Here is a 24,673-nt window from a genome sequence, read left to right as displayed (position 1 = left end):
GGGCAGCGGCACCCGCACCGCGCTCCGCCGGACCGCGCCCCACTCGGGCGCTGTCCGGCGGAGCGCGTGCTAGCGTCGCGACAATCGGGGCTGCTCGCGAGCCGCGGGTCCCGGCCCAGAACGGACAACGGGACACGGGGAGAACCTTGCAGTGGCGACAGCGGAGCCGACCCACGCCGACGACGCCGATCCGGGTCCTGGAACGGACCGGCGAATACCGCTGCGCGGCCGTCCCCCCGAGCCGTTCGACGACGCGGACGGCCCCGCGGAGCCCGGCGCGGCCGCAGCGGTAGCGTCGTCCGGCACCGCTCGGCCCAACCTCTTCCGACGCCATCCCGTCCTGCTCTCCACCGTCCTCGCCGGCGTGCTGCACGTCGTGTGGTTCTTCACGTTCGCGAACAGCGGCGGTGACCTGGCGGCGCAGGACGCGTGGGCGGAGTTCGTCGGCCGGCACCCGGACTCGGCGTACAACCTCGCCTGGTACGGCGGGATGCACCCGGTGTCGTACAGCGTGGTGTCGCCGTACCTGATGTCCGTGCTCGGCGTCCGGACGACGATGATGATCGCCGGGACCCTCTCGGCCGGGCTGCTGACGATGATCCTCATCCGCAGCCGCGCGGTCCGGAACCCGACGGCCCCGGCGCTCGCCGGTGTCTTCGCGCTGCTGTGCAACGCCGCCTCGGGCCGGGTGACGTACGGCCTCGGCACGGTGTTCGCGCTCGCGGCCGTCGCCGTCGTCTTCTGCTGGCCCCATCGCTGGCGCTACAAGCGCTGGGCGAAGGCGCTGTGCGCCGCGCCGCTCGCCGCGCTCGCGACCGCCGCCTCGCCGGTGGCCGGACTGTTCGTGGGCCTGATCGCGGTCGCCCTGTTCCTCCAGAAGCGCCGCCCGGGCGCCTACGCCCTGGGCATCGCCCCCGCGATCGTCGTCGCCGTCTCGGCGTGGCTCTTCCCTTTCTCCGGCACCCAGCCGATGGCCGTCTGGTCGGTGATCCTGCCGTTCCTGTACGCGGTCCTGGTCTTCTTCCTGGTCCCCAAGGAGTGGAAGACGGTCCGGATCACGGCGGCGGTCTCCGGGCTCGCGGTGCTCGGCGTCTGGCTGATCAGCTCGCAGATCGGGTCGAACATCACGCGTCTGTCGATGCTCTTCGGCGGTGTCGCGCTGATCGCCGCGCTGCCCTTCGCCGTCCCGAAGTCGCGCAAGTGGTACGCCATCGTCATCGCGTTCGTCGGCTTCAACGCGTGGGTCGGCATCAAGTCGGTGGACGACGTCGTGCACACCACCCCGGCCGCGTCCTGGGCGCGTGAACTGGCTCCGCTGGTCAACCAGCTCCAGGTGGTGAACGCCGAGAAGGGCCGCGTCGAGGTGGTCCCGGCCCGCTCGCACCGCGAGGCGTCCGCCCTGGCCCCGTACGTGAACCTGGCCCGCGGCTGGAACCGCCAGGCCGACATGGAGCGCAACCCGCTCTTCTACGACGACACGCTCAACTCGGCGAACTACCACGAGTGGCTGCAGCGCTGGGCCGTCCACTACGTCGTGCTGCCCAAGGGCGAACCGGACGGCGACGGCGGCGAACGCGAGCGCCAGCTGGTGCAGCGCGGCATGCCCTACCTCCGTCAGGTGTGGGGCGACGCCAACTGGCAGCTGTTCACCGTCACCGACCCGGCCCCGCTCGCCGAGCCGCACGCCGTCGTCGACCGGGCCGAGCAGGGCGAGCTGACCATCGAGGTGAAGGAAGCCGGCCGCATCCTCATCCGCATCCCGTACTCGCCGTGGCTCAGCATCGTCGACGCGGACGGCAAGAGCCTGAAGCCGCCGCAGGAGACGAAGGCCTCGAAGGGGCGCGCGGAGGGCACCGCGAAGACGTACGACAACCTCAACGGCTGCCTGATGCCGACGGAGGAGACCGCGGCGGGCGACAAGTGGACGGAGCTGCTGGCGCCGAGGCCCGGCACCTACCGGCTCGCGGCGCCGTACCAGCTCCCCCGGGGCACCCCGTGCCCGGAGGAGCTGCGCTAGACCGCCGGAGGGCCGGGCCCCGGATCCGCCGGGGGCCCGGCCTCAGTTCCGCTCGAAGGGGCCGCAGTACGTCAGGCCCGCGTCCTCCAGCGGCTCGTCGCGGAAGAACCGCACGAGCAGGTCGCAGAAGTCCTGCGGCCGCTGGAGGTGGGCCAGGTGCCCGCACTCCGCGATCGTCGTGAAGCGTGCGCCCGGCAGGTCCGCCGCCACCGCGCGGACCATGTCGGGCGTCGTGAGCGTGTCGTGCTCGCCGGTGAACGCGAGATACGGCACGGCGGGCACGGGAGCGCGCCGGTACCACTCGTGGGCCAGCAGCCGCCGGTTCCGCTCGACCGTCACCGCCACGTCGCGCGGGGTCTGCGCCGCGAACTGCTGGTACATCAGGCGGGCCAGCGCGGTGTGCTTGCGCACGGTGAGGTCTCCCGGCGGCGGCACGAAGCACCGTACGAACTCCTCCGCGGTCTCCTCGACGCGTCCCTCCTCCAGCATCCGCACCCAGCCCACGAGCGCCTTCGCGAACCAGCCCGGGACGTGGTCCGACATGCCCTGCACCGCGATCCGCCGCAGGTGTTCCGGGTGGCGCTGGGCCAGCCGCAGGCCGACCGCCCCGCCGTAGCAGCCGGCGTACAGGTTCACCGGGCCGAGCCCCAGCTCGCGCAGCATGTGGGCCGCGCACTCGGCCAGGAAGTCGATGCCGTGCTCGGCGGGCAGGAAGTCCGCGTCCCCGAAGCCGGGCAGGTCCACCGTGACGACGGTCCCCAGCTCACCGAGCCACCGCTCGTGGCGCACCCACGAGTACCGCGTCTGGTCGGAGCCGCCGAGCACGAGGAGCGGCTCCGTGACCGGGGCGCCGCGCCGGGCGATCCGGGCGGTGTAGGCGTACCCCTCCCACGAGAGCGGGCGCTCCTCGACTTCCGTGGACGCCCCGCCTCCCGGTGTCTGGGAGGGGACGTGGACCGAGGAGGCGACAGAAGGCACAAGGAACTCCCGGGAGGGACGAGATCACCGAAACTCCCACTGGTACACGGCTCCCGGGAGCCGTGCCCGCTCCGTCACACGAAGGTGGAGTCAGCTTCACCCGAAGGTGGGCGCGGCGCACCGGCCGCGCACCCCCTCCGTCCCGTCGCGCCGCCCGGCCGCGCCGACGGCCCCTGACGCCACGGGACTCCGGCACGGGCCCCCGGCTCCACGGGCCCTCCATCGCCTGTCACCGGCCTCCCCGGCCTGCCACGGCCGGTAGGTCACCTCCCCGGCCGGCGACCCGGCCGGTCGGTCACCTCACCGGGAACGCCACGTCGCACACCGGGTCCCCGGGGCCGGCCGCGTCCCAGTCGGCGAAGTAGATCTCCCGGCACGGGCCGTCGACGGACAGCCCCTGCCCGGCGACCCAGTGCTCGACGGCCTCGAAGGCGGCGAGGATCTGCGGGTGCGCGACCTGGGCCTTGGTGATCCGGACGTAGGCGAGGCGCCGCGCGGGCTCCACCCGGACCCGCGCCCCGGTGGCCCGGCCCTGCCGCTGCGCCCAGGCCCGTGCGGCGGCCTCGTCGGCGACGGGCACACAGGACTCGGCGGGCCCGTCGCTCTCCACGCTCACCTCCGCGTGGTAGACGACGAAGGGCGGGCCGGTGATCCCGCCGGCCTCCCCGGCCCCCTGCTCCAGCCGTCCGAGCGAGCCGGGGATCCACACCGGCAGCTCGGGCGCGAGAACGTGCCGTGTCTCGCTCAGCACGGCCTGCTCGGGCACCTCGGCGGTCTCGACGACGAACTTCTCGTACATCTCGGAACTCCTCCCGGAAAGACGTCCACGGAGGTACTCGGCGAGGGCCCGCTGCGAGGCGAACCGTGCCTCGGCGCCGTCCCAGTACGCGGCGAGCAGCGCGGCCGCGTCGGACTCCGACGCCTCCACCACGTCCGCGATGCGCGCCAACGGCATGTCGAGCTGGCGCAGCAGCGCGACGAGCCGGGCCCGTTCGGTCTGCCCGGCGCGGTAGTAGCGGTAGCCGCTGACCTCGTCGACGTACGCCGGGGGCAGCAGCCCGAGGCGGTCGTACAGGCGCAGCGCCTTGGCCGACAGCCGCGCCCGCGAGGCGAACGCGCCGATGGTGAGCAGGTCCTTGTCCACCCGGTCATCCTCCGTCACCGGGCGAGGGCCGCCCGGTGACGAGGACGCTGCCCCTTGCCCCAGGGGCAAGGTCAACGAAAGGGTTCAGTCGATGGCCTTCTCGACCGCGGAGACCAGCTCGGCGGACTCGGGCTCGGTCTGCGGAGAGAAGCGGCCGACGACGGTGCCGTCCCGGCCGATCAGGAACTTCTCGAAGTTCCAGCGGATGTCGCCGGTGTGCCCCTCGGCGTCGGCGGTGTCCACCAGGCGCTCGTACAGGCCGTGCCGCCCGTCGCCGTTCACCTCGACCTTCTCGGTCATCGGGAAGGTCACGCCGTAGGTGGCGGAGCAGAACTCGGCGATCTCCTCGGAGCTGCCGGGCTCCTGGCCCATGAACTGGTTGCAGGGCACGCCGAGGACGGTGAAGCCCTGCCCGGCGTAGCGCTCGTGCAGCTGCTCCAGACCCGCGTACTGCGGGGTCAGCCCGCACTTGGAGGCCACGTTCACGACGAGGACAGCCTTGCCCGCGTACTGGGAGAGGTCGGCGGAGCCCCCCTGGAGGGAGCCGATCTCGATGTCGAGCACAGAGTCAGAGTGGTCAGTAGTCATGAGCGGATGCTAACTCCGGTGGACGACGGGACCGTCGGCACCGTCCTCCCGCCCCTCGCGCTGGGCCGTGACGAGCACCTCACCGGCGGGCGTCCGCGAGTACAGCACCGACCGGCCCGCCCGCCTGCGCCGCACGAGCCGCGCGTCCAGCAGCACCCGCAAATGCCGGCCCACCGATCCGAGCCGCTGCCCGGTCACGGCGACGAGCTGGCTGGTGGAGAGCGGTGAGTCGAGCAGGACGAGGACATGGGCGCGGGCGCTGCCGAGCAGCGCCCCGAGACTCTCCGGAACCGCCGCCGTCCCCGCGTCGGCCAGGGCGCCGGTGCACGGGTAGACCACGGCGTAGCGCCGGGTGTCCTCCCAGGACACCCACCCGGTCCTCGGCGTGACCGGCACGAAGACCAGCTGGGCGCCGGAGATCTCGCGCGGCGGGTACTCCTGGAGGTTCACCTGGAGGCGGTTTTCGCCGAGCCAGCGGGTCCCCGGCCGCAGCCCGTCCAGGGCCGCCGCCCAGCCGCCCTGGCCCAACTGCGCTGTCCGCGCGACCACATCGGCCTCCAGGACGCGCCGCCGCCGCTGCCAGTCGGGGCGTACGGACTCCTCCCAGAGGGCGGTGAGCAGGGCGGCGGCGCGCTCGGGCAGGTCGTCGCGGTCCGCGAGTACGGCGGGCAGCGGGCCGCCCGTGGAGCGGACGAGGTGGGCGCGGGCCTCCTCGGCCGGTGCCTTGCGCACGCGGGCGATCTCGGTCTCGAAGCTCTCGTCGCCGTACGGGGTCGGGGTGAGGAAGTCGGCGATCCAGCCGCGCCCGAGCCCCGAGCGCACGAGCCGCCCGGTGACGGGGTCGGCGGCCAGCCGCCTGCGGTACGCGGGCAGGTGGACGTCCAGCCAGGCCTGTTCGCCGGGGTGAGTGGCGACGCCGGTGTGCAGCAGCTTCAGGCAGGCGAACGTCTCGGCGAGCGGCGACAGCACGAAGCGGCTTCCGGCGAGCGTGTCGGCGTTGACCTGCCACCAGCCCATCCTGAGGTCCTTTCCTCGGTTCTTCCGGCGGTCCCCGGGGACGGTGCGCCCAGGCGCACGGGGGTCGGACCGCCCAGGCGCATGGGGGCCGGCCGCCCAGGCCCATGGGGGACGGTGCGCCCTCCGTTCCCCGGGACGGCGCGTTCTGGGTTCCCCCCGGGGTCGCGGGGACGTTTCGCGGGTGCGCGAAACAATATCGGGCCTCGCGTCCGGGCCGGAGACTCCCCGCATGCGCAGCTACTCCGAGCTCTTCCGCACGCGGGAGTTCACCCCGCTGTTCCTGTCCGCCTGCCTCAGAACCGCCGCCTCGACCGTGAGCGGCCTCGCCCTCGCCACCCTGGTGTACCGGGCGACACAGTCCCCGCTGCTCACCGCGCTCAGCATGTTCGGCCCCGCGCTGGCCCAGGTGGTCGGCGCGACCACCATGCTGTCGGCCGCCGACCGGCTGCCGCCCCAGGCGACGGTGTCCGGCATCGCGTTCCTCTTCGGGCTCGGCACGGCCGTCATGGCGGTCCCCGGCCTCCCGGTCGGGGCGATCTTCGCCCTCCTGCTGCTCCTCGGCCTGATCCAGTCCTTCGGCGGCGGCGTCCAGTGGGGGCTGCTGAACGAGATCCTCGCCAAGGAGGGCTATCTGCTGGGGCGTTCGGTCTTCAACATGATGAGCGGCCTCGCGCAGATCACCGGATACGCGGCCGGCGGCGTCCTGGTGGTCCTCCTCTCCCCGCGCGTCACGCTCCTCCTGGCCGCCGGGCTCTACCTGGCGTCGGCCCTGACCGCCCGCCTCGGTCTGACACCCCGCGCCCCGCGCGCCTCCGGCCGCCCGTCGATCGCCCGCACCTGGCGGACGAACGCCCGCCTCTTCTCCTCACCGGAACGCCGCACCCTCTATCTCCTCCTCTGGGTGCCCAACGGCCTGGTCGTCGGCTGCGAGTCGCTGTACGTGTCGTACGCGCCGAGCCGGGCCGGCGTGCTGTTCGCCTTCGCCGCGTTCGGCATGTTCCTCGGGGACGTGACGACCGGCCGTCTCCTGACACCCCGGGTACGGGCCCGTCTGGGCATCCCGTTCCTGCTGCTCCTCGCCGCGCCGTACCTGCTCTTCGTGCTCCGGCCGGGAACCGGGGTGGCCGCCGCCTGCGTGACCGTCGCCTCGGTCGGCTTCGGGTCGAGCCTGATCCAGCAGGAACGACTGGTCGCCCTGATCCCCGACGACCTCAGCGGTCACGCCCTCGGTCTCCACACCGCGGGCATGCTCACGATGCAGGGCGTGAGCGCGGCGCTCGCCGGAGGTGTGGCCCAACTCGCCTCGCCCGCAACGGCGATGACCGTCATGGCGGCGGCGTCGATCGCGGTGACGCTGACCCTGGCGCCGTCGCTGCGCCGGGGGAGGGCGGCGTCCCCGGACCGCCAACACCGGGAGGAGCCCACACCAAACGGGAGCCAATCACCGGTGAACTCTCCCTGAAGACACCGGTTTCGGGACGTCCGCGTCACAACCGCCCCACCCTTCCCCCGGTCGAACGGGGTGCCCGGACGCGCGTATTCGAGCGCAAGCGATCCGGGGCCCGACCGAGGAGAACCATGTTCAGTCGACCCACCGCCGCCCTGCCGAAGGCGCTCGCGCTCGCCGTGGCGACCGTCGCCGTGTCCGCGGCGGTCGCGGTGCCCACGGCCGGAGCCGCGACCACGCAGGGCGCCACCGCCGTCTCCACCGGCCAGAAGCTCTTCTACACGGCGGCCGCCGGGCAGACGAACCACCTCACGATCGACTGGGCGCTCGGCCCGACCGACCCGGACTCCCAACTGGCCGACTACATCTACACGTTCGACGACACCGTGACCATCACGCCCGGCGCCGGCTGCGTCCGCCCCGACGCGCGGGACACCACCAAGGCCGTCTGCACGGTCACCGAGCCCAACACCTCGGCGTCCGACCTCGACACCCTGATCGTCGACCTCGGCGACGGTGACGACACCGCGCGCGTCGACCCCGACAACAGCGGCTACTCCCGCATCCACGGCGGCCCGGGCGACGACACCCTCACCGGCCACGGCAGCGACGTCCTCTACGGCGACGACGGCGACGACCACCTGTCCGGAGGAGGCGGCGTCTACAGCGAGGGCGCGTTCGGCGGCGCCGGGAACGACACCCTCTCCGCCTGCGGCTACACCTGCCACGGCGGCGCGGGCGACGACCTCCTCATCGGCGGCGTCAGCGAGTCCGACGAGGAGTACACCGACTACGCCAACGCCCTCTACGGCGACGACGGCAACGACATCGTCTACGGCAACGAGGGCGACGACACCATCGAGGGCGGCCGCGGCAACGACCGCCTCTACGGCGGCCCCGGCGCCGACACGATCCACGGCAACACCGGCGACGACCTCCTCCACGGCGGCCCGGGACAGGACAGCCTGTCGGGAGGCGCGGGGGTCAACCAGGTGTACCAGGACTGAGGCCCGCCCCGATCCCGAGCGGGCGGTGGGCAGCCCCCATCATTTGGGGCTGCCCCCCGCCTGACCTGGGCCATAGGATCCAGACTCCGCCGGTGCCCCGCACCGGTCGGCGTCCGTACGTCCTGTGGGGGGACCGCTCGATGACTGCTTCTCTGCGCGCGCTCGCGCTACTGGTCGGCTTCTATCTGATGGGCGCCGTCCTGCTTGCGCTCGTCGGCGTCGCCGACTGGCTCGTGTTCAGCCTGCCGTGGGTGACACGGTCTCCCTACCTGGTGGTGACGGCGGTGGCCACCAGCCTGGCCCTGGTGGTGCCGATCCTGTTCGGGATGTTCGCGTTCCTGCTGGCCGGGGGACGGAGCGCGGAGGAGGCGGGCAGGCCGGTCACCCCGCGCGAGCAGCCCGAGCTGTGGGCGGAGGTCCTCGAAGCGGCCCGCGCGGCCGGCACGAGGCCCCCGGAAGAGGTGCTCCTGACGGAGGACCTCAACGCCTCGGTCGCCGAACGCGCCCGTCTGCTCGGCCTGCTGGCCGGCCGACGCCGGCTGTACCTGGGTGTACCGCTGCTCGCCGGGCTGACGGTGCCACGACTGCGGGCCGTCCTCGCCCACGAGTTCGGCCACTTCAGCAACCAGGACACCCGGCTCGCCGTCGTCACCATGAGGGGCCGCGCGGCCGTCCTGCACACGGTGAACGCGTTCCGGCACACCGAGAACGGCGCGTCCGTCCTCGTCGGCCGTCTCTACGTCCGCTACGCCCAGCTGTTCCTGAAGGTCTCGCAGTCCACGGGCCGCCGCCAGGAACTCGCCGCCGACCAGGCGGCGGCCCGCCGGGCCGGCCGTGCCACGACGGCCGCCGCCTTGCGCCGGATCGCCGTCCTGGACGCTGCCTTCGACCACTACATCGCCACCTACGCTCTGATGGGCACCCCGGTCTCGGCCCTGCCGCCGGTCGGCGAGTTCTTCGGCGGCTTCGCCCGCATGCTGGCCGCCCACGATCCTCAGGCGCTGGCCGCGCTCGCCGCCGCTCGGCGGACCCCGAAGCCCTCTCCGTACGACTCGCACCCGCCCATCACCGAACGCGTGGCGCTGATCGAGGCGCTCCCTGACGACGGCGTGGCCGAGGACCCGGCGGCACCGCCGGCCTCCTCACTCCTGCGCGACCAGGGAAGCCTGCTGGGGGAGCTGGAAGGGAGCGCGCTCTCCGGCGACGCCTGGACGATGCGCCGCCTCGACTGGCCCGACCTCGTCATGGCGAGAGCCGAGGCGGACGCGGTCGACTGGGCCCGACCGCTCCTGACGGCGGTCAGACGCAGCCTTCGTGCCGGGGCGACGCGGGAGCCCGGCGCGACCGTGCCACACGGACCGGCGGCCCACGCCCCGGCGGCCGTAGCCGTCGTGACCTCACCGGCGACCCCGTTCACGGCACTGTCCGTCCCGGACCCCGCGACACGGCCGGAAGCGGGGCAGCCCGGCCTGGAGGACGTCCTGAACGCGCTGGACGACGGCCTGCTGTGGATGGAGATCGCGGACCGTATGCCGAAACCCGCGCAGGCGTCGCGCCTGACCGGGTTGTCGGCACGCAACTTCATCCGCCCCGCGCTGTGGGACGCGCTGGCCGGACTCCTCCACCTCCACCTGATCGCCCAGGGCGCGGCGCACCCCGACACCGGCTGGTCCGGCCGCCCGGGACTGGCCCTGCCCGACGCCTGGGAGACCGGATTCGACGCCGCCCTCGACGCGGCGGTCGCCGACACCCCGGACACCGCACCCCTGCGCACCCTGCTCGCCCTGCCCCCAGTACGCCGCCCGCAGTCCCTGTAGACATCCCCGTCGAGCGCACGCCCGCGCCGGGGATGCCCCCGGCCGCCGCCCCGGCGCGGGTGCCGTTGCCGTGGCCGGGGAGACTTCTGGCCGAGGTCCACGAGAGAGGCAACGGTCCTGTCGGTCCATGGACTCCTTTTCCTGTGTAGGAGGTGTTCATGAGGGACGGCAAGCAGGCCCGGGACGCGGAGTTCCAGCAGTTCATGACGGGCCATTGGCCACGGCTGATGCGTACGGCGTTTCTTCTCACCGGGGACCGGTACACCGCCGAGGACCTGGCCCAGTCGACGCTGGAACGCGTCTACGCGGCCTGGCGCAGGGTGGGGGCCGCCGACGATCCCGAGGCGTACGTGAGACGCGTGATGATCAACCTGCACGCCCGTAGGCACCGACGGAAGCTGAAGGAGTTCCTCGCACCGCGGGACGACGCGGACCTCGTCGGCGAGGTGGCCGGCACCGAGGACCTGATGGCCCGGGCCGACGACCGCGGCGCACTGCTCGCGGCACTGGCCCAACTGCCGCCCCGGCAACGGGAGGCGGTCGTCCTGCGCTACTGGACCGACCTCACGGAGACCCAGACCGCGGAAGCGATGGGCTGCTCGGTCGGCACGGTCAAGAGCAACGCGTCCAAGGGGATAGCGAAGCTGCGCGCCCTGCCGGCGCTGAACGACGTCGTGGCGCATAGGGGGCGGAAGTGATGAGCACGGACGGAGAGAACGACACCATGGCACCGAGGGAGATCTCCCCTCTTCTCACCGACATCGCCGACGAGTTCGAGGTCGGCGCCGCTCCCGTCCAGGCGGTCATGCGCGCGGGCGGCAGGCGCCGGGCACGCCGGCGGGCCCTCACGGCGGTCGCCGCGGTCGTGCTGGCGGGATCGACGGGGGCCCTGACCATGACCGGGCTGCCCGGCACCGGCGACGACACCTCGCCCACGAAACCCGCCCCGGCGTACGAACGCCAGGTGGACGAGCCGCGGATCTCGCACGTGGGCTTCGGCATGTACGACGGCAAGCGGTGGGGGGTGAACATGCAGGTGTGGACGGCGCCGCGCGACAGGGCGGAGGCCGCCCGGCAGCTGAAGGCCATGAACAGCTGGGGGCTCACCCCGGTGACCACGGGCGGACCGTCCGACCTGGTGGGCCGGACCAGTTACTTCGTCCTGCGCGGATACGGCGACAACCGCACCCACCTGGTGGTCTTCGACACCGTCGCCGAGCTGCCCCGGCCGAAGGGGAAACAGATCAACGCGATCCCCCTGCCCCTCACCGACCGGGGCGGCCCCCTGCGCCTGGTCGTCGGCACCGTCGCCACGACCGCGAAACAGGTCGCCTGCCACTGGAAGGACGGCAGCACGACCCTCGCCGACCGCGCCCCCGACAACTCGGCCCTGCACAACGTCCAGGCTGTGATCCGCTCGGTCGACGGCTACCCCACCGCGAACTGGTTCGCGTGCATGGCCCCGGCCTCCACGACGTACAAGTCGGCGGAGGTCACGAAGTAGCGGGCGGTCGCGTCCGCGCGTACGACACGGTCGGCCCCGGGTGCGTGGTGCACCCGGGGCCGACCGGTGGGTGTCTGCGCTACTTGCCGTGCGTGGTGCGCACCGACGCCAGGTCCGGCCGCGGTGCCGCCGGAACGTCCCGCGCGGGACCGGTCACGCCGGTGGCCTGACCGGCGAGCGGCGCGGAGAGCGCCGACTTCTGCGACGCGGCGTCGACTCCCTTGTAGTACGGGAAGTACGACACGTTCGAGGTGCCCGCGCTGATCGCCGAGCCCGCCGCCGTCAGCTCGGACGACGAGATGGACGTCGTCCCGCCGAACGCGAAGACGGCGCCAACGCCTGCGGCCTGCTGGCGCAGGTACGTCGCGTCCGTCTCCGTCAGGGCCGAGTCGTCGGACCACAGGATCGGGCCGTACCAGAGCATGCCCGCGCCCGCCGAGACGCCACCGCGCCAGCTGTCCGTCCACGCCAGGCCCACCTGGGACGGCGCCGACCACCAGAACCGGGCGAGGGCGACCGAGGTGCCGTCGTGCCCGCTGCCGCTGACCGGGTAATACGTCCAGGTGTCGGGCCAGTTGGAGAAGTAGGTGTGCGTGAGCGCGTAGCTCGCCGAGGTGCCGACGGGGACGACCATCGTCTCGTCGGGGTCGAGCGAGTTCAGGTACGACTTCACGGACGACGTCAGCGTGTTGCCGTCGTTGAGGACGACCGTGCCCTTGCCCCCGTAGCCGAGCGACCCGGCGGCGGCGGAGGCCGCGAGCGCCGAGTGGTAGTCCGTGCCGGTGGCCACGAACACGTAGTCCGGCGAACCGGTCACGGCCTTGGCGACGGCCACGGACGTCGAGTAGCGGGAGGTGCCCGCCAGCCGCTTCGGGGTGAAGCCGAGCGAGCTGACCTTGCTGGAGACCGAGCTGGAGAGGATGTCGGTACCGCCGACGAGATAGACGGTGGCACCCCGCTTCAGCGTCCGCTTCAGCTCCGCCTGCGCCGCCGACGACAGCGAGGACTTCGACGTGACCAGCACCGGGCCCTGCTTCTGACCGCCGAGCGACTGCGCGGTCAGCGCGTAGGACGGGCTGTCCTGGTTGATGAGGACGGCCGACTTGGCGTCGACCAGACCCGGCTCGCTCTGACCGAGCGTGTTCCAGGTCCAGCGCGACGCGGCCATGTTGGTGCCCGCCGAGTCGGCGCCCCAGACGCGGCCGGTGTTCTGGTTGCGCAGCGGCTGCCAGGCGACGTCGACGGTCGACGACGTGTGGGGCGGCATCGGCAGCGTGGAGATCGAGCTGTCGGCGAGGTTCAGGACGCGGGTCGACGAGGCGTCGTCGTCACCGGTGTTGAACGCGATCTTCGTGCCGGTCGGCGCCCACTCCGGAGTGGTGGCGTCCGCGCCGGTGGTGAGCTGCTGCTCTCCCGTGCCGTCCACGTTCATCACGAACAGCTCGCCGACCGAGTCCACCGTGCGGACGAAGGCGACGCGCGTGCCGTCGGGCGAGATCGCCGGGTGCGAGCCGTTGTCCGCCAGCGTGGTGAAGCCCTGGGTGTCCGCGTCGAACAGCCAGATCGCCGAGCCGGTCGGGCTCCCGCAGGTGTCTCCCGTACGGACGAAGGCGATCAGCATGTTGACCGAGCCGCTCGGCTGACGGTCGCAGCCGTCCTGCGCCGTGGAGAACAGCGGCTGGGCGTAGCGGGAACCGTCGGAGTCGGCCCAGCGGAGCCGGCCGCTCGCCGAGTAGACGATGATCCCGCCGCCGCCGACGAAGGTGGGATCGCTCGCGCTGCCCACGGAGCTGCTCTTCTCCTGGATCTTCACCAGGGTGGAGCCGGTGTACCGGCGGGTCTCGACGCGGCCGTCGCGGACGTACGCGATCCGGCTGCCGTCGGGCGCCCAGGCCGGCTGCGATGCCTGGTCCGCGATGGTGGTGTACGTGCTGCTGCCCGGCTTCACGAGCTGCAGGCTCTGCTCGGCCCCGTTGCGGAACGCGAGCATCCCGTCCTTCGCGTTCCACGTCACCGGACCGGAGGCCGCAGCGCCCGGAGCGACAGCCATACCCGCCGCCACGGCCACCGCGGTGCCCAGCGCCGCGAGCACGCGGCGTCTGTGAATCTTCATGTGCCCCCACAAGAGTGATCAAAGGTCTGTCGTTCGTCTCCCCGACGCGGAACGGAAACCTCACGTTCCTTGACGACAGTCGGATCACCGTAACGGTGGAGGTGGCCCGAGGGGAACAGAGTTCTCACAGGAAACATGGCAGATACAACCGGGACGTGCCGGAAGAGCACCGGCTTCCACCCTCCTGTCTGCTTCCTGCCGGACTCCTGCCCGACTTCCTGCCCGACTTCCTGCCTGACTTCCTGCCGGACCTGCTGCCGGACCTGCTGTCGGATCACCGGCGGAGCATCGGCGCCTCGAACCCGGACTCCGCGCAAGGCGCCGCTGTGCGGGAAGCCGGTGGGGATGCACCGATGAGTTCCGCCGGCCGGGCCGGTCTACCAGGACGTACGCCATCGAACCACCGACTGGAGACCCGCCATGACGAATCCCGCCCACCCCGGCCGCATGCTGTTCGTGAACCTCCCCGTGGCGGACCTCGAACAGAGCAAGGCGTTCTTCGCCAAGCTCGGGTTCGGCTTCAACCCGATGTTCGCCGACGAGAGTTCCGCCTGCATGCTGGTCGGCGAGCACGCTTTCGTCATGCTCCTCAGCCGCGAGAAGTTCGCGGAGTTCGCGAAACTGCCGATGGCCGACCCCACCACGCACACGCTGGCCCTGTACTGCTTCAGCGTGGCCTCCCGTGACGAGGTCGACGCGGTCAGCGCCGCCGCGCTCGCGGCGGGCGCCACCGAGGCGGACGGGGCCGAGGACCACGGCTTCATGTACTCACGCAGCTTCTTCGACCTCGACGGCCACGGCTGGCAGGTCATGTGGATGGACCCGGCCGCGGTGGCACAGGGCCCCGAGGCGGCCACGGCCTCCCCGCAGGACGCCGGCACGCCCGCCTGACCGAGCACCGCGCAGGGCGCGCGGGGAAGCGCCGCGCACGGTGCTTGGCGACGCGGTCGTCGACGGCGGGCCCCCGCCCGAAGGCTCCGGACCATGATCGGTTCGGGGCCTTTTCCGTTGCGCCCGGCGGGCCGCGAACCTGCGGCACCTGTTTCAGGGGTCCGACCGGGTCCGCCCCGGGCGCCGTCGACGGCTGGTCCAGCGGTCGTTCGAGGGTGCTGCCGTATGCCGCCGTCCGGGCTCGTTGATGTCAGCCGTGGATGCCAGAGGGGCCTCACTTCCCCAATTCTTGCTGTCCAGCGGTTGGGGTACTGGCTACCGTTTCGAGTCTCTGGTCAGGATGCACCAGTTGTCATCGTCGGGGTCCCCTACGGTCAGAGCCACCAGCAAGCGCCCCTTGTCTCTGTAGAGGTCGAAATCCTCCAGCAAGGCGCTGTACGAGGCGGCTTGGACTTTCACCTTCACGTCGAGTTGCTGCTCACCGCTGAACTCGTCGATCCTCCAGGTGCCATCCCCGCTGACCCTGTGCGTGACCTTGTGGTCGAGTTCCATCTCAGTCGGGATGCCGATGGCGGACGCCGACCCGTCCGGGTTCAAGGTCACCGTGGTGTCGCACTTCTTGTTGTGCCAAGTGCCTATGAGCTGAGACTCGCGGACGTTCTTCGCCGGCGGATAGCCGCCCCATCCCACGCAGGCAGAGACCGACAGCACTATCGGGGCTGTTATCAGCGCCCACTTCCACGTGCGGCCGTTCATCGCCCGCCTCCCTTGTACTAGTGGCCTGATCATAGGCTTCTGGCCAGCCGGGACACCGTGCGGTCGTCTGCGCGCGACGACGCGGGGGTAGCTGAGACGTCCGCCTGTCACGGCCTGCAGCGTGTGCTGCTGTTCTGCCTGATCAGCGCCCCGCGGCGGCGTCCCCATCCCCTCGTGACACCGCACGCCGGACCGCCTGCTCACGCATCGCGCCCGCGCGGAGGCTTGTCCTGCTGACGCCGGAGCGAGATCAGAGCTGGCCGAGGTCGATCTCGACGGTGAAGGGAGCGGAGACTTTGACGGCACCGGTGAACATGTCGCCGGTCCGGTAACTGTTGGTCGCCGGGTCGAGGACATAGGTATAGGTCAGCGGAACGCCCGTTGCGGCCTGCTCGATCCGCCAGTAGAACGCGATACCGGCCTTGGCGTACTGGTCCACTTTCACGATCCGGTCAGTGGTCTCCGACCCTGGTGAGACGACCTCGGCCACCAACAGCACATGCTCGGGTCGCGTGGGTGTGACGTCGATGGTGTCTGCCCGATAGATCACGACGTCTGGCCGGCGGTTGGTGAGCGGCACGTCCTGGAGGCGGACATCGAAGGCCGTGTCGGCGTTCCAGTCCGGTCCGGCCGCCGCGTCCAGTGCGTTCGCCAGGATCCGGGCGAGGCGGTTGTGCCGCTGGGACGCACTCGGACTGACGACGACCATGCCGTCCACGATCTCGATCCCCGCACACTGCTCCTCGGACCAGGAGTCGTACTGCTCCGCCGTGATCTGCTCGTGCATCCATGCGGGGGCCACTGTCTCGGCAGTCATGACGTTCCTCCGGACACCCGTCGGGCGGGCCTGATTCAGCCGGAATCAGCGTACTGTCTGCCATCCGTCCGACACCCTGATCCCGCTCACACACCCTCCCCGCCGGGCGCCATCCGACCAGCAGGCTCTGGTGACGGGCTGCCGGCCGAGGCGGCGCCCGGCCCCCGGGCCGCACGCCGTACGTCCGTCAGCTCGCCCATCTCTTCGAGGTCGCCGCCGCTCAGGACGAGTTGCCCGTAGTACCCCTCGTACTGAGGCTTGAGGACGGACCTCATCCGTGATTCCACGCGGCCGACCAGCTTCTCGTGCCGACGCTGTGGCAGCTCATCCTGCGCCGCGAACTCAGGAGCCCTCCCGTCCGGTGGACGAAAGGGCTCCTGACCTGGTGTTTCTCTGTGCCCCCGGCAGGATTCGAACCTGCGACACCCGCTTTAGGAGTTCGATCGCTCCTCAGCGTTGCCGGGGAGTCACCGGGCCACGTGGACCAGGCAGGGCCACCTAGGACTGCTGGCGTCCGGCGTCGTTGATGTCACTCGTGGATGTCAGATCGATGCAACCACGTGGAAGCATGGCGCCATGATCACCATTGACGTCAGCGAGGTGACCGACGAGCGCGCCCTGCACCTGCTCCTGAAGCGAGAGCTGAGCTTCCCGGACTTCTACGGGATGAACTGGGATGCCTTCTGGGACGCCATCACCGGCCTGGTGAGCATCCCAGATCGTGTGAGTTTCCTTGGCTGGGAGCGGCTCGCGGCCGGCGTCCCCCGCGGAGCCGCCATGCTTCGGCGGGCACTCGACGACTACCAAGCCACGTACCGCGCCGAGTTCGTCGCTGAGTATGCCTAGCGATGAGCAATCTCCGGGTGCAGGCATAACACGACCAGCGTGGCAGATCATCGCCGGGAGCCCAGGCCAGAGCGGGGTGGGGGTGGTCACCCGTAGGCGTCCTCTGTCAGCGTTGGTCGGCTTCGGACGGCCCAGGGGCGGCCCAGCATGAGGGAGCGCTGCCCAGGGCGGGCTGGCAGGCCCTGCAGTCCTCAGCTACCCCTACACGGAGCGGACCGCCTCTGTAGCAGTCAACCTATACATGTATAAATCACCCTGCCCACACCACTTACTAGCTGCACCTAAGGGGCGTTAATGCTTTAATAGAGTGTCAGTTGGTGATCTAGGTGGGGGTTCGGCATGGTCAAGGACAAACCGAAGATGCAGCGTTTCTTCAGGTTGGCTCAGGTCTTCACGCCGAGCGCGCCAGTGGCGAGTCGAAACTTCTTCGCCGGCCGCGTTGACCAGATTCTGGAGGTGACGTCAGCCATTGCCCAGCCTGGACGTCACGTCATGCTCTATGGCGAACGCGGCGTAGGGAAAACATCCCTTGCAAATATCCTGGCTGAAATCCTGGAGCCCATTTCCCCTGAATTCGGAATAGCCGTAAGGGTGAATTGCAGCACTCAGGATAACTTCCGCAGCATCTGGGTAAAAGTGCTGGAATCCGCCGGTCGAGAGGTTCCTGACGCCTGGACCTACGGGACGCCCGACCCTGACGCCGTGCGAATTCAACTGCAATCCCTGCCGAACGCCAGTGTTATCATCCTTGATGAATACGACAGGATTGAGGATGACAATTCCCTATCCTTGATGGCTGACCTCATCAAGGCTCTTTCCGATCACCTTGTCCGGACTAAGCTGGTTATTGTCGGCGTGGCGGACTCCATCGATCAGCTTTTCGGTGAGCACCAGTCGGTGCAACGAGCAGTCGAAGAAGTCCGAATGCCTCGCATGTCGCAGCCCGAGTTGGCCGACATCGTAGACACCGGCTTGAAAGCCGTTGACATGCAAATCGAAATGGATGCACGCCAACGAATCAGCAGGCTCTCCGAGGGCTTTCCCCATTATGTCCACTTGCTCAGCCTGTACGCGGGCCAGCATGCCGTCTCCGACGACCGCCTCACCGTGACTAAAGAAGACGTGAACGCGGCCATCAATCAGGCAGTCGAGAAGCATTCTCTGGTCCGCGAGTATCAGACGGCGATTCAAAGCCCGCGCCCTGGAACACTATTCTCTCGTGTTCTTGCGGCGTGCGCCCTCGCCGACAAGAACCGCCTCGGTCAATTTACAGCAAGTGCCGTGCGCGATCCCATGAGTAAGCTGATGGGGCGACCGTACGAGATTCCCGCCTTCGCCACGCACCTTAAGGCCTTCACTGAATATGATCGAGGATGCGTCCTGAAACGCGAAGGCACCGAACGCCGCTACACGTATCGCTTCAACAATCCACTTCTGCAATCATTTGCAATTCTCACCTCCCTGGCCGAAGGTGAAATTCCCGAGGAGTATGCGGCAGAGATATTCGAATAGTCTTCACGGATGCGCCGTAGCAACCAGGTCGGCGGAGCGGCTTTGGGCTGGAGCTGCTTTGGGGCGAGTGATCATGGCCCCGTAAGCTCATGGCGAGTCGGGCAGTCAGTGGACCTGCCCGTAAAGCACGACGTTGGGGCCATGATCTTAGAGGCTCGCCCCAAAGTGGCTGCCTAAAGCCGTGGAGCCGACCGCCCCAGCCATAGGGGGTCTCTCCCACCTTCATGCACGCAGCCGCCGAGCGCGCCGCCGGGCGCGGCCAGCCGGGGCGCAGACAGGAGGCAGGCCGCGCCGCAGAGGCGGCGCGCGCCCGCGCCGTGCGCGGGCCTTGATGAAGTAGAGAAAGTTCTATCCCTTGGCTTCGCTGCGCTCCGCGCGGTACTCGTCCAGCAAGCTGAAGAACAGCTCCACCGCGGGCTTGTTCGTCGCTTCGGCCTCGCGCTCGATCTCGACCGCCCATCCCAGAGGGCTGGGGGTTTTGTGGCCCAGGCGCTGACAGAGCCACTCCGCGAACGGCCCCCGACTGCCGGGACTCCAGAAGTCGAAGTCCTCCGGGATGCCGTGCACTCCCAAGGCGGCTCGGTATCCGATGAGCATCGACTCAAGGTGCTGCAAGGAACTGCCACGCAGCCACATCCCAGGCCGCAAACGAACCTCGTCGAGGAAGTCGTGCACGTCTCCGAGCTGCGTCAGCTGCCTCGGCTTCTGCCGTGGCCCCTCTGGAGCCGGCATCAGCGCGCCCTAACCACGAAGCAGCTGCCGGCCGTCATGACTCCGCACGTGAGGCCCGTTCCCGTCCAAGGCGTCCAGGAGCCGGATCGCGAAGACCTCGGCCATGCGCTCGCTGACCTCTTCGGGTGTGAGCCAGTCGACCGCGGTTGATTCGCTGGACGTGCGTTCCGTGCCGCCGGAGGGCTTGCAGCGGAAGACCAGGGCGACGATGCCCCGGGTGGTGTTCTTGTAGACCCCGGTGAGCTGGTCGACCTCGACGTGAATGCCCGTCTCCTCGAAGACCTCGCGGGCGACGCCGGCCTCGGGGGTCTCGTCGAGTTCGAGTACGCCGCCGGGAAGTTCCCAAGTGCCGTTGTCCGCGCGGCGGATCGCCAGGAGTCGGCCGTCCTCGCCGATGACCACTCCGGCTACGGACACGGAGTGGAGCGGCGTTGACTCGCCTTCCTGGGCACTGTTACTCATGTGCAGGAGCATAGGAGGAAGAGAAGGACTATGGGAACAGCAGTAGGAGGTGAGCGGTCCGTACCTCGCTACGTACAGATCGCCGACGAGATCGTGCAGCAGATCCGGGCCGGTGTCCTGGCGCCAGGTGACATGGTGCCCAGTGAGTCCGAGCTGGTCGACCGCTATGGCGTTTCAGGCGGCACGATCCGTAAGGCCATGGTCGAGGTGCGTGCGAGCGGGCTGGTCGAGACACGGCATGGCAAGGGCTCGATCGTGAAGGATCGGCCGCCCGTGCGCCATCGGTCCTCTGACCGCTTCCGGCGCTCCCTTCGGCAGGGTGGCAAGGCTGCCTATCTCGCCGAGTCCGCGCAGTCTGGCGCCACGGCCAAGGTGAGCGTCCTCTACATCGGGCCGATGGAGGCCCCGGAGGATGCCGCGGAGCGGTTGGGCGTTCCCGCCGGCACTCAGGTGCTCGCCCGGCGGCGGCTCTACTTCCGCAACGGTACGCCGGTCGAGACGGCGACGTCGTACCTGCCGTGGGACGTCGTGAAGGACATCCCCGAGCTGTTCGCCGAGAACCCCGGCGGTGGCGGCATCTACGCCCGACTCGAAGACCACGGGCACGAGTTCGAGGAGTTCGTCGAGACCCTGCAAGGTCGGCCGGCCTCCAAGGCGGAGTCCTCGGAGCTGGCTCTCAGCCCCGGCGCACCGGTCATCCACCTGATCCGTGAAGCGCGTACGACCGAGGGTCGCGTGGTCGAGGTCTGCGACACGCTCATGGCCGCTGACCAGTTCGTTTTCGAGTATCGGATCCCGGCCGCCGACTGACGCGTCCTCAACTCCCCTCAGCCCGTCGCGAGTTCTTCTTCGCGGCGGGTTGACTCATGTATAGGAGTCATGCACTCTTCTTCATGTCACTCATATACATGAGTGACGGAGTCCAGCCTCTATAGAGGAGTGAATCGCTGTGCGTCAGATTCCCGTCGACACCACGAACGCGACCGTGATGGTCGCCAAGGCTCCGCAGCCGAAGGTCAAGGACCGCCGAACCGGTGAGATCGCCCTCGACAAGGACGGCGTCACGCTGATGACGGTGGAGGTCATGTTCTCCACGCCGGACGAGGTGGAGATCCTCAAGCTCACCGTTCCGGCGCCGGGTGTCTCCGAGGACCTGGCCATGGGTACCCCGGTCGCGCTGACGGGCCTGGTCGCCTCGGCGTGGGAGAACGAGTTCAACGGCCAGAAGCGGCACGGGATCGCCTTCCGCGCGGTCGCCGTCACCTCGCTCGCCGGCGCTGGCTCGGCGTCCAAGGCGGCTTGATCATGAAGGTCTTAACAGTCGCGCTGGTGCTGGTCGTTGCTGCGGCGGTGCTCCTGCGGTGGCGGCGTCCCGCCTGGTACTGGCTGGTCTTCGGGGCTGCCTTCGCTATCGGGCGGGTGCTGGTCAACTACACGTCAGTGATGGACGCGTGCAGGCTGACCGTCCCGCCCTCACGCTGGCGCCTGGCCCTCGCCCGGATCGCCAACCGGCCCGTTCCGGAGTCCCGCGCCCCGCGCATCCTGCGTCTGCGCCCCACCCGGACCGGCCTGGTCCTCCGCCTCAAACTCCGCCCCGGCCAGGACGCGTTCGACGTCTCAGCCGCCACGGACCGGCTGCGCCACTCCTTCGCCATGTACGGCGTTACCTCCCGTGAGCTGCGCTCGGGTGTGGTCGAGGTACGGATGACGGGCTACGACGTCCTCAAACGGGTCCACATGCCCACGAGGACCGATCCCGCTCCGATGCGCGTCCCGGTCGCCCTGCGCGAGGACGGGTCCGTCCACTACCGGGACTACCGAGCCGTCCCACACGGTCTGATCCTCGGGGCCACGGAGTCCGGGAAGTCCGTCTTCCAGCGCAACCTGGTCGTCGGTCTGGCCCCGCTGGACGTCGCGCTGGTCGGCATCGACTGCAAGCAGGGAGTCGAACTCTTCCCGCTGGCTCGCCGGTTCTCCGCGCTCGCTGACAACCCGGACGCTGCCCTCGACCTGCTCGAAGCCCTTGTCATCCACATGGGAGACGTCTACCAACTGATCAGGGCTGAGCAGCGGATCACGGTGAACGTCGCCGACGCGGAGATCGCCTCCGACATCTGGGATCTACCCGACCACCTGCGCCCGGTCCCGATCGTGGTCCTGGTGGACGAGGTCGCCGAACTGGCCCTGTTCGCGTCCAAGGACGAGGAGAAGCGCCGGGACCGGATCATCACCGCCCTGGTTCGGCTCGCCCAGCTCGGCCGGGCCGCCGGCATCTATCTGGAGATCTGCGGGCAGCGCTTCGGCTCCGAACTCGGCAAGGGCATCACGATGCTGCGGGCCCAGCTCACCGGCCGGACCGCTCACCGCGTCAACGACGAATCCTCCGCCAACATGGCCTTCGGCGACATCGCCCCCGACGCCGTCCTCGCCGCCATCCAGATCCCCACCGAGACCCCCGGCATCGCCGTGACCGGCGACTCCTCCGGCGGCTGGGCCCGTATCCGCGCCCCGCACACCTCGCTGCGCCAGGCCGTGAACATCTGCAACCGGTACGCCGACCGCACCCCGGACGTCCCCGCGCTCGCGCCCTTCCGGCCCGTCGTCGGGTCCCTGGCCCCGGCCTCCGAGCCGCTCGCCAAGAACGCTCCCGCGACCGCCTGACACCTCCCTCTCCTCGGCTGGCGTGACCGTCTCGCGCCAGGTCCCTACCCCCTCCATGCCTGAAAGAAGGGAGACCGATCCCCATGTGCGAACACATCGAGGACTTCCACCGCACCGTGCTGATGCTCGGAGCACTGGCCCTCTACGCGGACATGCCCGGTGCCGACGACGCGTTCATCGACACCATCGGCCCGTGCCTGGCCGCATCGCTGCCCGAGCCGCCGCCCGGCATGTTCCCGCCGGGCTACGACCCCGCCGGCGGCCCCGACTATCCCGGTAGGGCGTGATGGCTCGCCCCGCGTTCCGCGTCGACGCCGTCCTCGTCCAGGCCGTCATCGCCGGTGCCCTGTCCTTCGCCCATCTCCACGACCTGGCCGATGCCGCCGGGCAGGACGGCTGGAAAGCCTGGGCCTACCCGATCAGCGTCGATCTGCTCCTCGTCGCCGCCTGGCGTCGGCTCCGCTCGGACGGCCCGTCGCGGCTGGCCTGGTGCTGGTTCCTCATCGCCCTGGTGGCCTCGCTCGGCGCGAACGTCGCCACCGCCGGGTTCCTCGACCTCGCCCATCCACCGGCCTGGCTGCGCTTCGGCATCGCGGGATGGCCCGCACTCGCCTTCCTCGGCGGCACACTCCTCGCCCACTCCCACACGTCCGAGGATCCCGAGCCCCTTCGGCCGGCACCCGCAGCACCGGTTCCGGCACCAGAGGTGGAACAGGAATCCGCCCCCGACCCGGAGCCCGAACCGGCCCCGCTCCCCGCGGTCGAGAACACCCCGGCGCTCGCCCCCGCTGCCCCGGCTTCACCGCCTCCGCCGGTCCCGGCCGCGCTGGTCGACCACGCCCGCAAGCTCGCCGCCGACCACCACACCCGCACCGGCTCCCCGATCGACACCGACACCCTGCGCGCACGCCTCGGCGTCCCGCCCCAGCTCGCCGACGCCATCGCCGCCCAACTCGCCTGAAACGAAGGGAGAACCGCCATGCCTGCCCGCGACAACTTCCACTCCCTGATGCGGATCGGCCCCGTGCAGATCGGCACGCACCGCGACCGCCACGGCCACACAAAGCACGCCGCCGTGTGCACCAACGACCACTGCGGCTGGTCCGCCGACTACTCCAGCCAGACCGCCGCCCAGCTCGCCGCCCGCACCCACCGCTGCCCCGCCCGCTGAGGAGACACCCGTGCAGGTTCCGCTCTGGCTCGCCCTGATCGTCGTCGGCTCGCTCGGCGTCAAGCTCATCCGCCCGCCCTGGTGGCTCGTCGCCGTCCTCCTCCTCGGCGGCTACCTCCTCGCCGACAGCCTGCTCGCTCCCGCCATCGACACCGCCGTCAAGTAGCCGCCCTCGAAGGGAGATCCACCATGCTCCGCCCCAAGGTCCCGACCATGCCCCAGCCCACCGGCCGTGTCGCCCCGCCCGCCGTCGTCGAGCCGACCACCGTCATCCAGGCCGCCCCCGCCTCCACGCCGACACCGACATCGGCCCGGCCGACTGTCCAGCTCACCCCCGGCGCCGTGATCGCCCTCGTCGGTGGAGGGACGGCCGTGGTCCTGGTCGTCGGAGCCGTCCTGGTCTCCATGCTCCTCGCGGTCGCCATCACGGGTGCGTCCGTCGCCATCTGCGCCCTGGTTATCCGCTCGCTGATCACCTCCGAGAACAGGCGCCGCTGACCGGCCTCCGGACGGTGCCACAAGCCGCCAAGCATCGCCGCCGTCCGGACGGCTCACGCACCCCTTCCAACCGCCGCAGAGGGAGAACCGTGGACACGCAATCGCTCGCCGCCGTCCTGCCATTAGTCGGCTGGGCCACCCACTCCGGGCTCCTCGCCCACCGGCTCGCCGCCGCCCGCCGCGACCCACTCACCGGCTTGTACACCCGAGCCGGATGGACTGCCCGCACCATCCGCTTCATCCGCCGGCACTCGGACGCGATCGTCGTCCTGGTCGACCTGGACGGCTTCAAAATCCTCAACGACTCCTACGGCCACGCCGCCGGGGACTCCGCCCTCGCCGCGACCGGCGCCCGCCTCACCAACTGGTGCGGTCGGCACGGCATCGCGGGACGGCTCGGAGGTGACGAGTTCGTCGCCGTCGTCGGTCTCCTCGCCGGTCCCCAGCTGGGGGAGTTGAGCCGTGCTCTGCACCGGCCCTTCCTCCACGCCGGGCAGATGCTGCCGCTGGCCGCCTCGTTGGGCTCGTGCCGCCTCGCCGACCTGCCCATCCGAACACTCCCCGACGCCCTGGCCGCCGCCGACGCCGCTATGTACGCGGCCAAGGGACATGCCACCCGCCGCGGACAACGCCCCGCCTCCATCTGACCGACCTCCGGGCGACGCACAAGCCGCCAAGCATCGCCGCCGCCCGGA

The 24,673-nt window shown here is 70.3% G+C and carries 28 protein-coding genes; 18 read left to right on the top strand and 10 right to left on the bottom strand.

The window, feature by feature from the left end:
• Window positions 1-151: 151 nt before the first annotated feature.
• The gene (locus ABZT74_RS03325; protein WP_356433233.1) at window positions 152-2,017 is read left to right on the top strand and encodes an MFS transporter; all 1,866 of its coding nucleotides are present in this window, start codon (window positions 152-154) and stop codon (window positions 2,015-2,017) included.
• 42 nt (window positions 2,018-2,059) lie between these two features.
• Here ABZT74_RS03325 and ABZT74_RS03320 read toward each other — a convergent pair whose 3' ends face one another.
• The 4 genes from ABZT74_RS03320 to ABZT74_RS03305 form a co-directional block, all read right to left on the bottom strand.
• Window positions 2,060-2,995, bottom strand: a complete 936-nt coding sequence (locus tag ABZT74_RS03320; RefSeq protein WP_355883482.1) for an alpha/beta fold hydrolase — start codon at window positions 2,993-2,995, stop codon at window positions 2,060-2,062.
• A 295-nt stretch (window positions 2,996-3,290) separates the two neighbouring features.
• Window positions 3,291-4,157, bottom strand: a complete 867-nt coding sequence (locus tag ABZT74_RS03315; RefSeq protein WP_356433231.1) for a MerR family transcriptional regulator — start codon at window positions 4,155-4,157, stop codon at window positions 3,291-3,293.
• A gap of 66 nt (window positions 4,158-4,223) precedes the next feature.
• Complete coding sequence (locus ABZT74_RS03310) at window positions 4,224-4,727, bottom strand: glutathione peroxidase (protein ID WP_356433229.1); 504 nt, start codon at window positions 4,725-4,727, stop codon at window positions 4,224-4,226.
• A 9-nt stretch (window positions 4,728-4,736) separates the two neighbouring features.
• On the bottom strand, window positions 4,737-5,744 hold the full coding sequence (locus ABZT74_RS03305; protein WP_356433227.1) for an ArsR family transcriptional regulator: 1,008 nt from the start codon (window positions 5,742-5,744) through the stop codon (window positions 4,737-4,739).
• Between the two features lie 229 nt (window positions 5,745-5,973).
• On the opposite strand from ABZT74_RS03305, the gene ABZT74_RS03300 reads away from it, so the two are divergent.
• The 5 genes from ABZT74_RS03300 to ABZT74_RS03280 all read left to right on the top strand — a co-directional run bounded on the left by ABZT74_RS03300 (window position 5,974) and on the right by ABZT74_RS03280 (window position 11,519).
• Complete coding sequence (locus ABZT74_RS03300; RefSeq protein ID WP_356433225.1) at window positions 5,974-7,206, top strand: MFS transporter; 1,233 nt, start codon at window positions 5,974-5,976, stop codon at window positions 7,204-7,206.
• Between the two features lie 116 nt (window positions 7,207-7,322).
• Window positions 7,323-8,198: a calcium-binding protein gene (locus tag ABZT74_RS03295; RefSeq protein ID WP_356433223.1), complete on the top strand. Its 876-nt coding sequence runs from the start codon at window positions 7,323-7,325 to the stop codon at window positions 8,196-8,198.
• Between the two features lie 140 nt (window positions 8,199-8,338).
• Window positions 8,339-10,015 carry a M48 family metallopeptidase gene (locus ABZT74_RS03290; RefSeq protein WP_356433221.1) on the top strand — a complete coding sequence of 559 codons (1,677 nt, stop codon included), beginning with the start codon at window positions 8,339-8,341 and terminating at the stop codon, window positions 10,013-10,015.
• Between the two features lie 158 nt (window positions 10,016-10,173).
• Window positions 10,174-10,713, top strand: a complete 540-nt coding sequence (locus ABZT74_RS03285; RefSeq protein WP_356433219.1) for a SigE family RNA polymerase sigma factor — start codon at window positions 10,174-10,176, stop codon at window positions 10,711-10,713.
• Window positions 10,713-11,519, top strand: coding sequence for a hypothetical protein (locus ABZT74_RS03280; RefSeq protein ID WP_356433217.1), 807 nt, complete (start codon window positions 10,713-10,715; stop codon window positions 11,517-11,519). The genes ABZT74_RS03285 and ABZT74_RS03280 overlap by 1 nt, the downstream gene beginning before the upstream one ends.
• Window positions 11,520-11,598: 79 nt before the next feature.
• Here ABZT74_RS03280 and ABZT74_RS03275 read toward each other — a convergent pair whose 3' ends face one another.
• Window positions 11,599-13,632, bottom strand: coding sequence for a cell wall-binding repeat-containing protein (locus ABZT74_RS03275; protein WP_356433215.1), 2,034 nt, complete (start codon window positions 13,630-13,632; stop codon window positions 11,599-11,601).
• Between the two features lie 420 nt (window positions 13,633-14,052).
• Here ABZT74_RS03275 and ABZT74_RS03270 point away from each other — a divergent pair, with 420 nt between their 5' ends.
• A complete protein-coding gene (locus ABZT74_RS03270; protein ID WP_355883515.1) occupies window positions 14,053-14,523 on the top strand; it encodes a VOC family protein in 471 nt (156 codons plus the stop codon).
• Window positions 14,524-14,838: 315 nt separating this feature from the next.
• Here ABZT74_RS03270 and ABZT74_RS03265 read toward each other — a convergent pair whose 3' ends face one another.
• From ABZT74_RS03265 to ABZT74_RS03255, 3 genes are all read right to left on the bottom strand, one after another.
• Entirely contained in the window at window positions 14,839-15,279 is a 441-nt protein-coding gene (locus ABZT74_RS03265; RefSeq protein ID WP_356166964.1) for a hypothetical protein, read from the bottom strand.
• A gap of 250 nt (window positions 15,280-15,529) precedes the next feature.
• Window positions 15,530-16,096, bottom strand: coding sequence for a Uma2 family endonuclease (locus ABZT74_RS03260; protein WP_356433212.1), 567 nt, complete (start codon window positions 16,094-16,096; stop codon window positions 15,530-15,532).
• An 86-nt stretch (window positions 16,097-16,182) separates the two neighbouring features.
• Window positions 16,183-16,371 (bottom strand): hypothetical protein, encoded by a 189-nt coding sequence (locus ABZT74_RS03255; protein ID WP_356433210.1) that lies wholly within the window; start codon window positions 16,369-16,371, stop codon window positions 16,183-16,185.
• Between the two features lie 301 nt (window positions 16,372-16,672).
• On the opposite strand from ABZT74_RS03255, the gene ABZT74_RS03250 reads away from it, so the two are divergent.
• Together ABZT74_RS03250 and ABZT74_RS03245 are read left to right on the top strand one after the other, a co-directional pair.
• The gene (locus ABZT74_RS03250) at window positions 16,673-16,942 is read left to right on the top strand and encodes a barstar family protein (RefSeq protein WP_356433208.1); all 270 of its coding nucleotides are present in this window, start codon (window positions 16,673-16,675) and stop codon (window positions 16,940-16,942) included.
• 339 nt (window positions 16,943-17,281) lie between these two features.
• Window positions 17,282-18,454, top strand: a complete 1,173-nt coding sequence (locus ABZT74_RS03245; protein WP_356433206.1) for an AAA family ATPase — start codon at window positions 17,282-17,284, stop codon at window positions 18,452-18,454.
• Window positions 18,455-18,802: 348 nt separating this feature from the next.
• On the opposite strand, the gene ABZT74_RS03240 is transcribed toward ABZT74_RS03245, so the two are convergent.
• Window positions 18,803-19,129, bottom strand: a complete 327-nt coding sequence (locus ABZT74_RS03240) for a hypothetical protein (protein WP_356433204.1) — start codon at window positions 19,127-19,129, stop codon at window positions 18,803-18,805.
• 66 nt (window positions 19,130-19,195) lie between these two features.
• Window positions 19,196-19,660: an NUDIX domain-containing protein gene (locus ABZT74_RS03235; protein ID WP_356433202.1), complete on the bottom strand. Its 465-nt coding sequence runs from the start codon at window positions 19,658-19,660 to the stop codon at window positions 19,196-19,198.
• Between the two features lie 18 nt (window positions 19,661-19,678).
• Here ABZT74_RS03235 and ABZT74_RS03230 point away from each other — a divergent pair, with 18 nt between their 5' ends.
• The 9 genes from ABZT74_RS03230 (at window position 19,679) to ABZT74_RS03190 (ending at window position 24,625) form a co-directional block, all read left to right on the top strand.
• On the top strand, window positions 19,679-20,458 hold the full coding sequence (locus ABZT74_RS03230; protein WP_356433200.1) for a GntR family transcriptional regulator: 780 nt from the start codon (window positions 19,679-19,681) through the stop codon (window positions 20,456-20,458).
• 139 nt (window positions 20,459-20,597) lie between these two features.
• Window positions 20,598-20,951, top strand: coding sequence for a hypothetical protein (locus tag ABZT74_RS03225; protein WP_356433198.1), 354 nt, complete (start codon window positions 20,598-20,600; stop codon window positions 20,949-20,951).
• A 2-nt stretch (window positions 20,952-20,953) separates the two neighbouring features.
• Window positions 20,954-22,309, top strand: a complete 1,356-nt coding sequence (locus tag ABZT74_RS03220; RefSeq protein ID WP_356433196.1) for an FtsK/SpoIIIE domain-containing protein — start codon at window positions 20,954-20,956, stop codon at window positions 22,307-22,309.
• An 83-nt stretch (window positions 22,310-22,392) separates the two neighbouring features.
• Window positions 22,393-22,596 carry a hypothetical protein gene (locus ABZT74_RS03215; RefSeq protein ID WP_356433194.1) on the top strand — a complete coding sequence of 68 codons (204 nt, stop codon included), beginning with the start codon at window positions 22,393-22,395 and terminating at the stop codon, window positions 22,594-22,596.
• Window positions 22,596-23,270, top strand: coding sequence for a DUF2637 domain-containing protein (locus ABZT74_RS03210; protein WP_356433382.1), 675 nt, complete (start codon window positions 22,596-22,598; stop codon window positions 23,268-23,270). The genes ABZT74_RS03215 and ABZT74_RS03210 overlap by 1 nt, the downstream gene beginning before the upstream one ends.
• Before the next feature lie 18 nt (window positions 23,271-23,288).
• Window positions 23,289-23,480 (top strand): mobile element transfer protein, encoded by a 192-nt coding sequence (locus ABZT74_RS03205; protein ID WP_190034181.1) that lies wholly within the window; start codon window positions 23,289-23,291, stop codon window positions 23,478-23,480.
• Between the two features lie 10 nt (window positions 23,481-23,490).
• On the top strand, window positions 23,491-23,646 hold the full coding sequence (locus tag ABZT74_RS03200; RefSeq protein WP_148014056.1) for a hypothetical protein: 156 nt from the start codon (window positions 23,491-23,493) through the stop codon (window positions 23,644-23,646).
• 23 nt (window positions 23,647-23,669) lie between these two features.
• On the top strand, window positions 23,670-23,978 hold the full coding sequence (locus ABZT74_RS03195) for a SpdD-like protein (RefSeq protein ID WP_356433191.1): 309 nt from the start codon (window positions 23,670-23,672) through the stop codon (window positions 23,976-23,978).
• Window positions 23,979-24,067: 89 nt separating this feature from the next.
• A complete protein-coding gene (locus ABZT74_RS03190; protein ID WP_356433189.1) occupies window positions 24,068-24,625 on the top strand; it encodes a GGDEF domain-containing protein in 558 nt (185 codons plus the stop codon).
• The last annotated feature ends 48 nt before the right edge of the window (window positions 24,626-24,673 follow it).

Origin of the sequence: Streptomyces sp. NPDC005302 (assembly GCF_040607345.1) — a bacterium.
GTDB lineage: Bacteria > Actinomycetota > Actinomycetes > Streptomycetales > Streptomycetaceae > Streptomyces.
The sequence above is the reverse complement of the archived record's forward strand: the minus strand, read 5'-3'. Positions and strand labels throughout refer to the sequence as shown.

Bases quoted from the DNA above. Each gene is read 5' to 3' on its own strand.
- ABZT74_RS03310 (WP_356433229.1), bottom strand. From the start codon at position 4,727: ATGACTACTGACCACTCTGACTCTGTGCTCGACATCGAGATCGGCTCC.
- ABZT74_RS03305 (WP_356433227.1), bottom strand. From the start codon at position 5,744: ATGGGCTGGTGGCAGGTCAACGCCGACACGCTCGCCGGAAGCCGCTTC.
- ABZT74_RS03300 (WP_356433225.1), top strand. From the start codon at position 5,974: ATGCGCAGCTACTCCGAGCTCTTCCGCACGCGGGAGTTCACCCCGCTG.
- ABZT74_RS03295 (WP_356433223.1), top strand. From the start codon at position 7,323: ATGTTCAGTCGACCCACCGCCGCCCTGCCGAAGGCGCTCGCGCTCGCC.
- ABZT74_RS03290 (WP_356433221.1), top strand. From the start codon at position 8,339: ATGACTGCTTCTCTGCGCGCGCTCGCGCTACTGGTCGGCTTCTATCTG.
- ABZT74_RS03285 (WP_356433219.1), top strand. From the start codon at position 10,174: ATGAGGGACGGCAAGCAGGCCCGGGACGCGGAGTTCCAGCAGTTCATG.
- ABZT74_RS03280 (WP_356433217.1), top strand. From the start codon at position 10,713: ATGAGCACGGACGGAGAGAACGACACCATGGCACCGAGGGAGATCTCC.
- ABZT74_RS03275 (WP_356433215.1), bottom strand. From the start codon at position 13,632: ATGAAGATTCACAGACGCCGCGTGCTCGCGGCGCTGGGCACCGCGGTG.
- ABZT74_RS03270 (WP_355883515.1), top strand. From the start codon at position 14,053: ATGACGAATCCCGCCCACCCCGGCCGCATGCTGTTCGTGAACCTCCCC.
- ABZT74_RS03265 (WP_356166964.1), bottom strand. From the start codon at position 15,279: ATGAACGGCCGCACGTGGAAGTGGGCGCTGATAACAGCCCCGATAGTG.
- ABZT74_RS03260 (WP_356433212.1), bottom strand. From the start codon at position 16,096: ATGACTGCCGAGACAGTGGCCCCCGCATGGATGCACGAGCAGATCACG.
- ABZT74_RS03255 (WP_356433210.1), bottom strand. From the start codon at position 16,371: ATGAGGTCCGTCCTCAAGCCTCAGTACGAGGGGTACTACGGGCAACTC.
- ABZT74_RS03250 (WP_356433208.1), top strand. From the start codon at position 16,673: ATGATCACCATTGACGTCAGCGAGGTGACCGACGAGCGCGCCCTGCAC.
- ABZT74_RS03245 (WP_356433206.1), top strand. From the start codon at position 17,282: ATGGTCAAGGACAAACCGAAGATGCAGCGTTTCTTCAGGTTGGCTCAG.
- ABZT74_RS03235 (WP_356433202.1), bottom strand. From the start codon at position 19,660: ATGCTCCTGCACATGAGTAACAGTGCCCAGGAAGGCGAGTCAACGCCG.
- ABZT74_RS03230 (WP_356433200.1), top strand. From the start codon at position 19,679: ATGGGAACAGCAGTAGGAGGTGAGCGGTCCGTACCTCGCTACGTACAG.
- ABZT74_RS03220 (WP_356433196.1), top strand. From the start codon at position 20,954: ATGAAGGTCTTAACAGTCGCGCTGGTGCTGGTCGTTGCTGCGGCGGTG.
- ABZT74_RS03215 (WP_356433194.1), top strand. From the start codon at position 22,393: ATGTGCGAACACATCGAGGACTTCCACCGCACCGTGCTGATGCTCGGA.
- ABZT74_RS03210 (WP_356433382.1), top strand. From the start codon at position 22,596: ATGGCTCGCCCCGCGTTCCGCGTCGACGCCGTCCTCGTCCAGGCCGTC.
- ABZT74_RS03205 (WP_190034181.1), top strand. From the start codon at position 23,289: ATGCCTGCCCGCGACAACTTCCACTCCCTGATGCGGATCGGCCCCGTG.
- ABZT74_RS03195 (WP_356433191.1), top strand. From the start codon at position 23,670: ATGCTCCGCCCCAAGGTCCCGACCATGCCCCAGCCCACCGGCCGTGTC.